The organism is Rhodococcus oryzae (genome assembly GCF_005049235.1).
Taxonomy (GTDB): Bacteria; Actinomycetota; Actinomycetes; order Mycobacteriales; family Mycobacteriaceae; genus Rhodococcus_G; species Rhodococcus_G oryzae.
Genome location: NZ_SUMD01000001.1, coordinates 476,081 through 489,399 on the forward strand (window position 1 = coordinate 476,081; position 13,319 = coordinate 489,399).

A 13,319-nucleotide genomic window follows, 5' to 3' on the forward strand; every position below is an offset into this window, starting at 1 on the left:
ACGGAGTCCCGTGCCCCGCCCCACCACCCTCACCCGCCACGTCGCGACCATCGTCGCCACCACAGCCCTGGTCGTATCCGGTCTGGTCGCAGGCGTCGGCACCGCAGGCGCCATCGGCTCCTCGGACTTCGGCATCGGCTTACCCAACCACCCCGAGCTGATCCCCACCGCAACACGCACCGCGGAGAACGTTTCGGTCACCCGGGAGGTCATCGGCCCCAACGCCGGCTACGCGGGTGACAAGATCACCTTCAAGACCACGATCTCCGCGGCGGCAGGCCCGGCCCGGCAGGTCACTAGGATCGTCGACCGCGCACAGCTCATGTCCTACGTCCCGAACACGGCGAAACTCACCTACACCAGCGCGGACGGCACCCGGACGACCGAGGCGGTCACACCGACCTACGTCAAGGCGACATACGACGGCCTCAACCTGACCGACCAGGGGGGAATGGAAGTATCGAGCGCCGGCTGGCCGATCTCCGTCGATTCCGGTGCCACCGTGGTCTTCGAGATCACCTACCAGTGGATCGATTTCCGAGGCAGGCCCTCCATGGAGGATGGAGTCGCCTACACCGGTGTGGGAATCGACGTCACCGGGCTGGACACCATGGACTGGCCCAAGATGACCACCTCCTTCGGCAGCCTCAACGAGGGCGGCCCCTTCGGGAGCTGACCTCACCGGACAGATCGACGGCGAGGGCCGCCCGAGAATTCCCGGGCGGCCCTCGTCGTGCAAATGCCTACTGGTCTGGATCGACCCGCGTGATGATCGTGGTGGTGCGCAGCTGGATCTTGAGCCGCTCACGCAGCCCGTCCGGCGCGTGCTCGCCGCCGCACTTGCGGTTCACCAGGGACTTGACCTTCTCCTCGATGCCATAGGCCTCGAAGCAGGATCCGCAGTCCTCCATGTGCTGCTTCAGCCGGGCGCGCGTCGTCTCGTCGCACTCGTTGTCGAGCATCAGCCACACGTCCGCGATCACCGCGGAGCAGTCCAACCGCTCGAACTCGTCCTGCTCGCTCACCGGGTCGCCTCCTGCTCCTGCGCCGCCGCCGACGCCGCGGCGCCGCTCCGGTTGAATCCACGTTCTCGTGCCACGTCGGCCAGCAGCCCGCGCAGCTGCTTGCGCCCGCGATGCAGACGGGACATCACGGTACCGATGGGCGTGCCCATGATCTCCGCGATCTCCTTGTAGGGGAAGCCCTCGACGTCGGCGTAGTACACCGCCATCCGGAACTCCTCGGGCAGCTCCTGCAGGGCCGCCTTGATGTCGTCGTCGGGCAGCGCGTCGAGCGCCTCGACCTCGGCAGACCGCAGGCCCTGCGAGGTGTGCTCGGCGGTGGCCGCGAGCTGCCAGTCGGTGATCTCGTCCGTCGGGTACTGCGCAGGCTGACGCTGCTTCTTGCGGTACGAGTTGATGTAGGTGTTGGTCAGGATCCGGTACATCCAGGCCTTGAGGTTCGTGCCCTCCTTGAAGGAGCGGAACGCCGAATAGGCCTTGATGTAGGTCTCCTGGACCAGGTCCTCCGCGTCGGCCGGGTTGCGCGTCATCCGCAGCGCCGCGCCGTACAGCTGATCCAGCAGCGGCAGCGCATCGCGCTCGAACCGCGCGGTCAGATCGCCGCCCGACTCGTCCTGCGGTGGCTGATCGTTCTCGGGCCGGTCGTCAGGCACGCTGATCCCTTCGCTCGCCATAGGGATCAAGGCTACCGCTACCCGGTCGACGGGACTGCGGTCAGCGGGGCGCTCGAGGCACTGCACCGACACCTACGACTCCTTTTTCGAGAGGGACCAACGTGCTGGGTGTAACGCCGGTCCAAGGCGTTGTGTTCCCGGCTCACTAGAGTCGGCGCCATGGCCGGTACCTCGACCCCCGCGACCCAGGCGCTCGCCAAGGGCAAGATCGCGCACCGCGTGCACAGCTACGAACACGACTCCGCCAATGCCTCCTACGGCGCCGAGGCGGTGGACGCGCTGGCCGGCCAGCTGGGCCTCGAGCCGGCCCAGATCCTCAAGACGCTGGTGATCAAGACCTCCGACGGCAAGCTGGCGGTCGCCGTGCTCCCGGTCCCCGAGAAGCTCTCCCTCAAGGCCGCGGCGGCCGCACTGGGGTCGAGCAAGGCGGTGATGGCCGAGCAGGCCGAGGCGCAGCGGTCCACCGGCTACGTGCTCGGCGGCATCTCCCCGCTCGGTCAGCGCAAGCGGCTGCCGACCGTGATCGACGCCTCCGCCGCGAACTGGGGCCGGGTGCTGTGCAGCGCGGGCAGGCGCGGTCTGGAGATCGACCTGGACCCGGCCGACCTGGTCCGCCTGACCGGCGCGGTGCTCGCCCCCATCACCGCGGGCTGACCAGAAATACTCGGGGCCCGGCGACGGTTGCACCACGAGGCGCTCATCCCGCCGACGACAGTCATCTCCGAACAAAGGCGGCACCACCGTGACGGTTCCACTCTCCATCCTCGATCTGGCGCACATCGGCGAGGGCGAGAGCGCAGGCGACAGTTTCCGGTCGAGCGTGGAGATGGCGCAGCGCGCCGAGCAGTGGGGCTACCGGCGGATCTGGTACGCCGAGCACCACAACATGCCGTCCATCGCCTCGTCGGCCACCAGCGTGCTGATCGCGCACATCGCGGCGCACACGCAGCGAATCCGCCTCGGCGCAGGCGGCATCATGCTGCCCAACCACGCGCCGCTGACCATCGCCGAACAGTTCGGCACCCTCGCCGAGCTGCACCCCGGCCGGATCGACCTCGGGCTCGGCCGTGCGCCGGGCAGCGACCAGAAGACGATGCGGGCACTGCGCCGCGACCCCGCGTCCGCGGAGTCGTTCCCTCAGGACGTGCTGGAGCTGCAGGGCTACCTGACCGGTCCGTCGCGGATCCCTGGGATCGAGGCGACGCCGGGCAAGGGCACGAACGTGCCGCTGTATGTCCTCGGGTCGTCCCTGTTCGGCGCCAAACTGGCTGCCGCGCTGGGACTTCCGTACGCCTTCGCATCGCACTTCGCTCCCAACGCGCTGCTCGACGCCATCGCGATCTACCGCCGCGAGTTCCGCCCCTCGGCCCAGCTCGCGGAGCCCTACGTGATCGCCGCCGTCAACGTCATCGCTGCGGACACCCAGGACGAGGCGGACCGGCTGTTCCTCGAGACCAAGCGCAAGCGGGTCGGGCTGTTCGTCGGTCGCGGCCGGACCTTCACCGCCGACGAGGCGGACATGATCCTCGAATCCCCCGCCGGCCAACAGGTGCTGCAGATGGTGCGGTACTCGGCCGTCGGTACGCCGACCGTGGTGCGCGAGTACCTGGACCGATTCGGTGAGGAGACCGCCGCCGACGAGCTGATGGTCGTCTCCTCGGCGACCGACCGCGCGGCCTGGCTGCGCTCGCTCGAGCTGGTGGCCGAGGTCAGCGACCTGCCCTCACAGCAGGGTGATCTGCTCGCCGACCGCTGACCCCGGCGCCCCGACCGGCGCGATCAGCTCAGGTCCGTCGTTCCGGACGCTGTTCACCTCGTCCGACACCCGCCGGATCTCGATGCCTGCCGCGACCGCCTCGTCGATCGGGTCCAGCAGGTCGTCGGGTGCGTCCGCGTCCGGGTCGAGCCAGCTCTGCCACCGATCGGGCGTGAGGATCAGCGGCATCCGATCGTGGATCGACTGCAGCGCGCCGACGGAATCCGTGGTCAGGATCGTGACGCTGAGCAGTGGCGGGCCGTCGGCGTCCCGGTCCCGCCACACCGACCAGAGGCCGGCCGCGTACATCCGGGAGCCGTCGGTCGGGGTCATGAAGTACGGCACCTTCACGGCCTTGCCCTTCGCCGCCGGTTCCGTCAGCCACTCGTACCAGCCGTCCATCGGCACCAGGGCGCGCTTGGTCTTCAGCGCCGTGCGGAAGGCCGGCTTGGTCGCGGCGGTGTCCGCGCGGGCGTTGAACAGCGGCGCGCCCTTCGCAGGACGGCTGACATTGCCCGAGGCTTCGCCCGAGGAGCTCGGTGCCGCCGCCTTGGTCCATGGAGGGATGAGACCCCAGCGCATCCTCCGGATACGACGGGTCGGAGTGTCGTCCGGGTGCTCGTGCGAATGCCTGCTCACCACGGCGAGTACCGGGTCGGTCGGTGCCACGTTGTAGTTCTCGGCCGGCTCGCGCGCACCCCCGGGGCCGGACGTCTCGTCGATCGCATCCAACTCGACCGCCAGCAGCGCCGGGTCGACCGTCGTCGCATATCTGCCGCACATACGACCATTGTGTCTCGCACCACCGACACTCTGGGAAGATGGTGCACGTGAGTCTGTGGAGAGCACCCGTCGCCGCGTCGCCCGTGCACGCGTCCGTGACCCTGCCCGGGTCCAAGTCGATCACCAACAGGGCGCTGATCCTGGCCGCGCTCGCCTCGGGTCCGTCGACGATCACCGGCGCGCTGCGCAGCCGCGACACCGACCTGATGATCGACGCCCTGCGCGCCCTCGGCGTGCGGATCGACGACGACGGCGAGCCCACCACCCTGCGCGTGACCCCCGGGTCCCTTGGCTCCGCCGCCGTCGACTGCGGCCTGGCGGGCACCGTGATGCGGTTCCTGCCGCCGCTCGCGGCGCTGTCCGACGGCACCGTCGAGTTCGACGGCGACGAGCAGGCCCGCACCCGGCCCCTGAACACCATCCTCGACGCGCTGCGCGGACTCGGCGTCGACATCGACGGCGACGGCCTGCCTTTCACTGTGAACGGGCACGGCAAGGTCTCGGGCGGCGTCGTGACCATCGACGCCTCGGGTTCGTCCCAGTTCGTCTCCGGGCTCCTGCTCTCCGCCGCGCGCTTCGACGACGGCATCACGGTGCGCCACGAGGGCCGATCGGTGCCCTCGATGCCGCACATCGACATGACCGTGGAGATGCTGCGGGAGGCGGGGGTTCGGGTCCAGACCCCAGGCGACGGCGGCGACGCCGACACCTGGCGCGTGTCCCCCGGGCCCGTCGACGCGGTCGACTGGGTGATCGAGCCCGACCTGTCCAATGCCACCGCGTTTCTCGCCGCGGCAGCGGTGACCGGCGGCTCGGTCAGCGTGCCGCTGTGGCCGGACCGCACCACGCAGCCGGGCGACGAAATCCGCGGCATCCTCACCGAGATGGGCGCCGAAGTGTCGCTGGCGAATTCGACGCTGACCGTGCGCGGGCCGCGTAGCCTTCGTGGCATCGACGTTGACCTGCACGACATCGGCGAACTCACCCCCACCGTCGCGGCCCTGGCCGCCCTGGCGGACGGGCCGTCCACGCTGCGCGGGATCGCCCACCTGCGCGGCCACGAGACCGACCGCCTCGCCGCCCTGCGGACCGAGATCAACAATCTCGGCGGTGCCGTCGCCGAGACCGAGGACGGCCTGCACATCGAGCCGCGCCCGCTGCACGGGGGCGCGTGGCACTCCTACGCCGACCACCGGATGGCGACCGCGGGCGCGATCCTGGGCCTGGTGGTACCGGGCGTGGAGATCGAGGACATCGGCACCACGGCCAAGACCCTGCCCGGATTCGAGAATCTATGGGCAACCATGCTCGAGCCGGCCGGAGCGCCCTCCTGACTGCGCGCCGGTACGACGAGTCCGATGTCCGGGTCCGCCCGGGCAAGGGTTCGCGTCCGCGCACCAAGACCAGGCCGGAACACAAGAGCGCCGAGACGGCGATGGTCGTCTCCGTCGATCGCGGGCGATGGGGCTGCGTGCTCGGCGACGATCCGGACCGGCTGGTGGTCGCCATGCGCGCCCGCGAGCTCGGCCGGACGCCCATCGTGGTGGGCGATCAGGTGGGCGTGGTCGGCGATGTCTCCGGCCGCACCGACACGTTGGCCCGCATCGTGCGCGTCGAGGAGCGCTCGACGGTGTTGCGGCGGACGGCCGACGACACCGACCCGTTCGAGCGGATCGTGGTGGCCAACGCCTCCCAGCTGCTGATCGTGGTCGCCCTGGCTGACCCGCCGCCCCGCACCGGCTTCGTCGAGCGGGCACTCGTCGCCGCCTACGTCGGAGGGCTGGCGCCGATCCTCTGCCTGACCAAGGGCGATCTGGCCGACCACGCGGAGTTCGCGGCCGCCTTCGCCGATCTGGACGTGCCGGTGATCCTCGCCGGCCAGGACGATCCGCTCGGGCCGGTCCAGGACGTGCTCGCCGGAAAGGTCACCGCGCTGATCGGCCACTCGGGCGTCGGGAAGTCGACACTCGTCAATCGCCTTGTGCCCGATGCCGATCGGGCCACCGGCGTGGTCTCCGGCGTCGGCAAGGGACGACACACCTCGACCCAGTCGGTGGCCCTGCCGCTGCCCGACGCCACGGGGAGCGGACGTTCCGGCGGCTGGGTCGTCGACACGCCCGGTATCCGTTCGTTCGGCCTCGCCCACATCTCGCCCGACGACGTGCTCGGCGCGTTCACCGACCTGGCCGCGGCCATCGAAGACTGCCCGCGCGGCTGCAGCCATCTGGGCCCGCCCGCCGACCCCGAGTGCGCGCTGGACCGCCTCGAGGGAGAGGCCGCACGCCGGGTCGACGCCGTGCGATTACTGCTGGTGGCGCTCAATTCCAACGAGGCCTGGTAACGGTTTCGTCACCGAACAAGGTCACGGTCGGGTCAACTACCCCGTGAAATCCCATGTTTGTAGTAACCGTGTTTTTACACTGTTTGGGCTCGACCTGATTCGAATCACTTCAAGGTCAAGACACACCGGGATCACCCGATCTCACCGTCACGACACAAGGAGTTTCAGATGGGTAGTGCAGAAGTCATCCTCGCCGCCGGATCGTCCATCATCGGCGACATCCAGAGCATCTTCGGAACGTTGCTCGACACCGGCTCGGCATTGGTCGGGTCCTAACAAAAGCGGAGTGACGTGAGTGCCCCGTCACCGCGGGGCACTCACGTCACCTTCCACAGATCAGTTCAGCGGGAGAACAGTCCCCGCACGGTCCTGCGCTTCTTCGCCTCACGGATGGCGGTGCGCAGACCGCGACTACGGCCGGTGACCGGATCCACCGTCAGCACCGCCTGGGTGCCCTCCCATTTGCGCTCCGAGGCGGTCTCCGGCGCATCGTCGGTGGTGTCGCGCAGGTACTGGTTGGGCAGTGACAGCTTGGCGATCGTCCGCCAGGCCTTCGCGTACTGAACCAACAGCGGGCCGGTGGTGTAGGGCAGGTCGTACTTGTCGCACAGCGCCCGCACCCGGACCGCGATCTCGGCGTACCGGTTCGACGGCAGGTCGGGGAAGATGTGGTGCTCGATCTGGTAGCTGAGGTTGCCGGTCATGAAGTCCATCACCGGGCCGCCGCTGATGTTGGCGCTGCCGAGCATCTGCCGCAGGTACCACTGGGCCTGGGTCTCGTTGTCGACATCGTCCTTGGTGAACTTCTCGGCGCCGTCCGGGAAGTGCCCACAGAAGATCACCGCGTTGGTCCACACGTTCCTGATCATGTTCGCGGTCAGGTTCGCGGTCATCGTCGACTTCCACGCCTTGCCGGTCAAGGCCGGGAACAGGACGTAGTCCTTGGCGAGCTGCTTGCCGACCTTCTCACCGACCTCGCGCAGCTTGCGCTTGGTCTCGGCGCGGTCGTCGCGGCCCATCGCGACCTTGCCCAGCTCGACGTGTTGCGCGGCGATGCCGAACTCGAAGAACAAGGCCAGCACGGTGTTGTACGCGATGTTGCCTGCGTTGAACGGCTTCCATCGCTGGTCCCGCGTGACGCGGAGCAGGCCGTATCCCACGTCGTCGTCCATGCCGAGGATGTTGGTGTACTTGTGGTGCAGGTAGTTGTGCGTCTGCTTCCAGTGCGCAGACGGCCCGACGACGTCCCACTCCCAGGTGCTCGAGTGCACCTCGGGATCGTTCATCCAGTCCCACTGGCCGTGCATGACGTTGTGGCCGAGCTCCATGTTCTCGATGATCTTCGCCGTGCCGAGCAGTCCGGCACCGAGCAGCCACAACGGGCGCTTTCGGCTGCCGAACAGGACGGCCCGGCCCGCGACCTCGAGGCCGCGCTGCAGGCGGATGGTGTTGCGCAGGTAGCGGGCATCCCGCTCACCGCGCGACTCCTCGATGTCGCGGCGGATCGCGTCCAGCTCGATACCGAGCGCTTCCACATCCGCCTCGGTAAGGTGCGCGTATTCCTTGACGTCCGCAATCGCCATTTCGGCTCTCCCCGCAGTCGATCAGTTCCCTTGGTTCCGACCTACCGTACCGTAAGTTACGGCTGCGTAGGTTACCTGGATCAAGGTGTGATCCAACTCACGGGGAGAGCTCAGCGGCGGCGCTGGAACACGGGCGCCGCCCGCTAGCGACGGCGCTGGAACACGGGCACCGCCCGCTAGCGACGGCGCTGGCGCAACTCCCGCAGCGCCGACCTCAGACCGCTGCGCCTGCCGGTGACCGGGTCGACCCGAAGCGGATTCAGCGAACCCTCCGAGCGGAACTTGCGCTCCGAACTGGTCTCCGGCGCGTCGTCGGAGGTGGCCGTCAGGAACCGGTCGGGCAGGGCCAGCTTGTGAATCGTCCTGAGCGCCAACAGGTACTGGCGCACCAGCGAGCCGGTCGTGTACGGCAGGTCGTACTTGTCGCACAACGCCTGCACCCGGACCGACACCTCACGGAGCCGATTGCTCGGCAGATCCGGGAACAGGTGGTGCTCGATCTGGAAGCTGAGGTTGCCGCTCATGAACGCCATCACCCGGCCCGCCTTGAAGTTGGCACTGCCGAGCATCTGCCGCAGGTACCACTCGGGCTTCGTCTCGTTGCGGTACTGCTCGACGGTGAACTTCTCCGCCCCGTCCGGGAAATGCCCGCAGAAGATCACCGCGTACGCCCACAGATTCCTGGCGAGGTTCGCGGTCGCGTTCGCGGCCAGGGTGTGTTTCCACGCGGGACCGGTCAGCACCGGGAACAGCACGAAGTCCTTCGTGACCTGCTTGGCGGCCTTCGCGTAGAACTCCCGATTCAGCTGGGCGATGTTGGCGCCGCCACGCTTCTCGTCCTCGGCCTTGGCGCTCCCGAGGTCGTGCATCGCGATGCCCCACTCGAAGGTGGTCGCGAGCAGCACGTTCGCCGCGGGCTGCATCAGGTTGATCGGTCGCCACGGCTCATCGCGGGTCATCCGGAGGATCCCGAATCCCACGTCATGGTCCATCCCGACGATGTTGGTGTACGTGTGGTGCGAGTAGTTGTGCGCGCGTTTCCACTGCGATGTCGGACCGGTCATGTCCCACTCCCACGTGGTGGAGTGGATCTCCGGATCGTTCATCCAGTCCCACTGTCCGTGCACCACGTTGTGGCCGAGCTCCATGTTCTCGATGCACTTGGCGAGGGCCAGCATGGTGGTGCCCGCGAGCCAGGCCGGCCGGTACTTGCTGCCGAACAGGGTCAGCCGGCCACCGACCTCGAGGACGCGCTGGAGCCGGATGACATTGCGGATGTACCGCGCATCGCGCTCACCGCGCGAATCCTCGATATCGCGGCGGATCTCGTCGAGTTCGCGCCCGAGCGCCTCGATGTCGGCTTCGGTGAGGTGTGAGAATTCTTTGATGTCCGTGATGGCCATCAGGGCCCTCCGATGGGGATAAGTAGATTGCCTGCGGAGGCCCCCGCGGCGTATCCGATACCGACAACGATAGCCGACATCCGTGAACTCGAGATGACGGAAAACCTAGAGGTCAAAGGTGCAGTCACCAGCAGCCGAAGCGATACAGGTCTGCACCCGCTCGCCCTCGCCGTGTTCGCGCCCGGACCGCAGATCCCGGGTGTGACCGGCGACGAGCGGAACCACACAGGTCTGGCAGATTCCCATCCGGCACCCGAACGGCATCTGGACCCCGACCTTCTCTCCGGCCTCGAGCAGGGTGGTCGCGCCGTCGATCTCGATGCTGCGGCCCGTCTTGGTGAAGGTCACCGTGCCGCCCTGCCCGGCGTTGTCCGCGCGCGAGATCGCGAACCGCTCGGTGTGCAGTCGGTCGGCGAGACCTTCCTCCTGCCAGACGCGTTCGATCTCGTCGAGCATCGGCGTCGGCCCGCATGCCCAGGTCTGCCGCTCACGCCAATCCGGGTACAGCGCGTCGAGGTCCGCCAGCCGGAACCGGCCACCGGTCCTGGTGTGCTGGACCTGGGAGACAAAACTGGGATGCGACTCGTGCAGCGCCGACAACTCCTCGCCGAACATCACGTCCTCGGCGGTCGGCGCGGAATGCACGTGCACCACGTCCGGCAGCTCGTCGCGGCGCACCATCGCGCGCAGCATCGCCATCACGGGGGTGATGCCGCTGCCCGCGGTGAGGAAGAGGATCTTCGCAGGCGGCGGCTCCGGGAGCGCGAAGTTGCCCTGCGGTGCGGCCAGCCGGATCACGGTTCCCGAGGGCACGCCGTTGATCAGGTGGCTCGACAGCTTGCCCTCCGGCATCGCCTTGACCGCGATCGAGATCCGCTTCTTCTCCCAGTTCGGCGGGGAGGTCAGCGAGTACGACCGCCAGTGGAATCGTCCGTCCACGAGCAGTCCGATGCCGATGTACTGGCCCGGCTGGTAGTCGAAGTCGAAGCCCCACCCGGGCTTGATCACGAGGGTTGCCGAATCTGCGGTCTCCTTGCGGACCTCGATGACCTTGCCGCGCAGCTCACGCGCCGACCACAGCGGGTTCGCCAGGTGCAGGAAGTCGTCCGGCAGCAGGGGCGTGGTCACCCGCGTCACCGCTCCGCGCAGCATGTTCAGCTTCGGCCGGCGGGGCGCCGAGATATCGGCAGCAGGCGCCTCGAGCCAGTTCCTCAAACCCATCAACAATCCATCCACTCACGTAGGTTACGGAACCGTAGGTTACCTACACGCGTGCCCTGCTGTCACGCGGACCGTCACAACAGATCGAGTAAGAATGCGAGCTCCTGGGTGGCATACCAGGCCAACTCGTGATCCTCGGCGTCACCGAGCACGAATTCGGCGTCCGCATCACCCAGATCGGCCGCGTCGATCGCCTCCACGGCCTTGGCGATCGCCGGCTCCGCCTCCGCGAGATCGACATGGACTGACGCCACCTCGGCCAGCGTCACCGGCGCCGCCAAGCGGACAACGGCGTCGTCGAGATCGGGCCGCAGCTTCGCCTCGTCCACGTCCGCGGCGATGACCGCGCGGCGCTGGATGCTCGCGGCGCCCTCGTCATCGTCCTCGGCGGCGAGCAGTCGCAGCGAGGCCCGTGCCGCCTCCGTCATCGCGACCTCGGCCAGCTCATCGTCGTCGCCGGAGGCATACGCCTCGCGCAGCGCCGGGGTGACCGCGAACGCGGTGCGGCTCACCGGATCGAACTCCTGGTCCGCGACCAACCTCTGCAACATCGCGATGGTCGCCGGGATGTAGACCCTCATGCGTAATCCTTATGTAGTGGCATCCAACAGCTCCTCGAGCGACTCGTACAGAAGCGCCGTCACCACATCCACGTCGGACATCGCATCGCGGTCGGCATTCAAACCGTAGTAGACGTGGCCGTTATATGACGTCAGGCCGACACTGAGCGTCTGGTTCTTCAGCAACGGCGACACCGGATACATCTCGAGAACCTTCGCCCCGCCCAGGTACAGCGGGGACTGCGGGCCGGGCGCATTGGTGATCATCAGATTGAACACCCGTTGCGAGAGCCCACTGGCCACCCGCAGGCCCATCGCGTGCAGGGTCGCAGGCGCGAGACCCGACATCCGGGCCAGCGGCAGCGCGGCCGACCTGTTCTGCTTCGTGTGTGCCTCGGTGGCGTGCGCGATGTGCGAGAGCCGCACCACCGGGTTCAGCTCCCCCACCGGCAGGTCGACCAGGAACGAGGACACCCCGCGCTCGGCGACCCCGGAATCGACCGCCATCGGCACCAGCGCACGCACCGTGGTGAACGCGGTGACCGGTTCGCCGCGGGACAGCAACCAGTTCCGCAGCGCCCCGGTCAGCACCGCCAGGATCGCGTCGTTGACCGTGCACGAGTACTTGTCACGGACGGCCCGGTAGTCCGCCAGGGACGTCTTCGCGACGGCGAATCGCCGGTTCCGGGAGATCGGCGCGTTCAACGGGCTGGTGGGCGCCGTGTGCGCGGCCGTCCGGACCACCGCGGCGATGTTGCCTGCCACCTCGGCCGCCGTCCCGATCAGGTCGCCGACCGCCATCCGGAGGGTGGCCGCTCCCTCGCTCGGGCGCGCGACCATCTCAGCGACGGCATCGAGCACCAACTCCGCCTCGCGCGGTTCGCGCCGCGGCATCCACAGTTCCTCGATCGGCGGCGGCGGCGTCTTCGTCGGGTCGAGCAGCACCTGACCGATCTCGAGCGCGTGCTCGCCGTCCACCAGCGAGGAATGCGATTTGGTGAAGATCGCCACCCGGTTCTTGGACAGCCCCTCCACGAGGTACATCTCCCACAGCGGCCGGGAGCGGTCCAGCGGTCGTGAGGTCAGCCGCGCCACCAGGTCGTGCAACTGCTCGTCGGACCCCGGCTTCGGCAGCGCCGAACGCCGGACGTGATAGGTGATGTCGAAGTCCCTGTCGTCCACCCACACCGGCCGGGCGAGGCCGAACGCCACCTCCCGCACCCGCTGCCGATATCGCGGCACCAGCGCCAGCCGGTTCTCGACGCGGGTCAGCAGGTCCTCGTAGTCGAGACCCGACCGCGGTGGCTGCAGGATCGACAGCGAACCGAGATGCATCGGGGTGTTGCTCGCCTCGAGGAAATAGAACGACGCATCGAGTGTGGTCAGCCTGTTCACCATTGCACCGGCACCCCCTGCCCGAGATCGAAGAGAATCCGTAGTTCCGTTGCCGTGGCCTCCGGGTCCACGTGGTGCACCCCGACCATCCCCGACGCGGCGGCGCCGCGGACGTTGACCGCGAGATCGTCGACGAACACGCAGTCCACCGGCGCCAGTCCGAGACGATCCGCGGTCAGCCGGTAGATCCGCGGGTCGGGCTTGGCCATTCCGACGTCGCCGGAGAGCACCACCTCGTCGACCAGAACCCCGTTGCCCAGCCCGCGCAGTTCCGCGCCCGCCGGCCCGCCGGGATCGTTGCTGAGGATGGCCGAGCGAACCCCGACCGCGCGCAGTGCCCCGATGATCTCGGTCAGTACCGCACGGTCCGAGCCCGATCCGGCCAGCACGCCGCCGAAGTCCACCACCAACCCTTGCATCCGCCCACCCTATGGCTCCGGGAACATCCGCGCGCGATGAGGTTCGCGAGAACCCGCGCGCCGCTTCCTGATCCGTGCAATCCTTCAGTCCGTCCGGCCTCTCCTCGGACTCGGCACCGCTGCCCGGCGACTCGTCACGAGCCGCCCGTCGAGACAGGAGAC

The 13,319-nt window shown here is 68.3% G+C and carries 14 protein-coding genes; 5 read left to right on the plus strand and 9 right to left on the minus strand.

What is annotated here, in order from left to right; all coding sequences use genetic code 11:
* Positions 1–10: 10 nt before the first annotated feature.
* Entirely contained in the window at positions 11–676 is a 666-nt protein-coding gene (locus FCG67_RS02215) for a hypothetical protein (RefSeq protein WP_136906699.1), read from the plus strand.
* A 67-nt stretch (positions 677–743) separates the two neighbouring features.
* Here FCG67_RS02215 and rsrA read toward each other — a convergent pair whose 3' ends face one another.
* Positions 744–1,025: a mycothiol system anti-sigma-R factor gene (gene rsrA / locus FCG67_RS02220; protein ID WP_136906701.1), complete on the minus strand. Its 282-nt coding sequence runs from the start codon at positions 1,023–1,025 to the stop codon at positions 744–746.
* The gene (locus tag FCG67_RS02225) at positions 1,022–1,696 is read right to left on the minus strand and encodes a sigma-70 family RNA polymerase sigma factor (RefSeq protein WP_097210574.1); all 675 of its coding nucleotides are present in this window, start codon (positions 1,694–1,696) and stop codon (positions 1,022–1,024) included. The genes rsrA and FCG67_RS02225 overlap by 4 nt, the downstream gene beginning before the upstream one ends.
* Positions 1,697–1,855: 159 nt before the next feature.
* On the opposite strand from FCG67_RS02225, the gene ybaK reads away from it, so the two are divergent.
* Complete coding sequence (gene ybaK, locus FCG67_RS02230) at positions 1,856–2,350, plus strand: Cys-tRNA(Pro) deacylase (RefSeq protein ID WP_136906703.1); 495 nt, start codon at positions 1,856–1,858, stop codon at positions 2,348–2,350.
* Between the two features lie 88 nt (positions 2,351–2,438).
* Positions 2,439–3,452, plus strand: a complete 1,014-nt coding sequence (locus FCG67_RS02235) for an LLM class flavin-dependent oxidoreductase (RefSeq protein WP_136906705.1) — start codon at positions 2,439–2,441, stop codon at positions 3,450–3,452.
* Here FCG67_RS02235 and FCG67_RS02240 read toward each other — a convergent pair.
* Positions 3,420–4,235 carry an SOS response-associated peptidase gene (locus FCG67_RS02240; protein ID WP_136906707.1) on the minus strand — a complete coding sequence of 272 codons (816 nt, stop codon included), beginning with the start codon at positions 4,233–4,235 and terminating at the stop codon, positions 3,420–3,422. The two genes, FCG67_RS02235 and FCG67_RS02240, sit on opposite strands and share 33 nt — an antisense overlap.
* Positions 4,236–4,273: 38 nt before the next feature.
* Between FCG67_RS02240 and aroA the strand changes: the two genes are divergently transcribed.
* Both aroA and rsgA read left to right on the plus strand, forming a co-directional pair.
* On the plus strand, positions 4,274–5,569 hold the full coding sequence (gene aroA / locus FCG67_RS02245; protein ID WP_136906709.1) for a 3-phosphoshikimate 1-carboxyvinyltransferase: 1,296 nt from the start codon (positions 4,274–4,276) through the stop codon (positions 5,567–5,569).
* On the plus strand, positions 5,530–6,576 hold the full coding sequence (rsgA, locus tag FCG67_RS02250; RefSeq protein ID WP_136906711.1) for a ribosome small subunit-dependent GTPase A: 1,047 nt from the start codon (positions 5,530–5,532) through the stop codon (positions 6,574–6,576). The genes aroA and rsgA overlap by 40 nt, the downstream gene beginning before the upstream one ends.
* A 341-nt stretch (positions 6,577–6,917) precedes the next feature.
* Here the strand turns inward: rsgA and FCG67_RS02255 are convergent, their stop codons facing one another.
* The 6 genes from FCG67_RS02255 to FCG67_RS02280 all read right to left on the minus strand — a co-directional run bounded on the left by FCG67_RS02255 (position 6,918) and on the right by FCG67_RS02280 (position 13,157).
* A complete protein-coding gene (locus FCG67_RS02255) occupies positions 6,918–8,159 on the minus strand; it encodes a fatty acid desaturase family protein (protein ID WP_077041034.1) in 1,242 nt (413 codons plus the stop codon).
* A 176-nt stretch (positions 8,160–8,335) separates the two neighbouring features.
* Entirely contained in the window at positions 8,336–9,562 is a 1,227-nt protein-coding gene (locus FCG67_RS02260; protein WP_136906713.1) for a fatty acid desaturase family protein, read from the minus strand.
* 105 nt (positions 9,563–9,667) lie between these two features.
* Positions 9,668–10,783, minus strand: coding sequence for a ferredoxin reductase (locus FCG67_RS02265; RefSeq protein ID WP_136906715.1), 1,116 nt, complete (start codon positions 10,781–10,783; stop codon positions 9,668–9,670).
* 74 nt (positions 10,784–10,857) lie between these two features.
* Entirely contained in the window at positions 10,858–11,364 is a 507-nt protein-coding gene (locus FCG67_RS02270) for a DUF6912 family protein (protein WP_136906717.1), read from the minus strand.
* A 9-nt stretch (positions 11,365–11,373) separates the two neighbouring features.
* Positions 11,374–12,741 carry a WS/DGAT/MGAT family O-acyltransferase gene (locus FCG67_RS02275; protein WP_077041031.1) on the minus strand — a complete coding sequence of 456 codons (1,368 nt, stop codon included), beginning with the start codon at positions 12,739–12,741 and terminating at the stop codon, positions 11,374–11,376.
* Complete coding sequence (locus FCG67_RS02280) at positions 12,735–13,157, minus strand: HAD-IA family hydrolase (RefSeq protein ID WP_136906719.1); 423 nt, start codon at positions 13,155–13,157, stop codon at positions 12,735–12,737. Before FCG67_RS02280 ends, FCG67_RS02275 begins: the two co-directional genes overlap by 7 nt.
* Between the last annotated feature and the right edge of the window lie 162 nt (positions 13,158–13,319).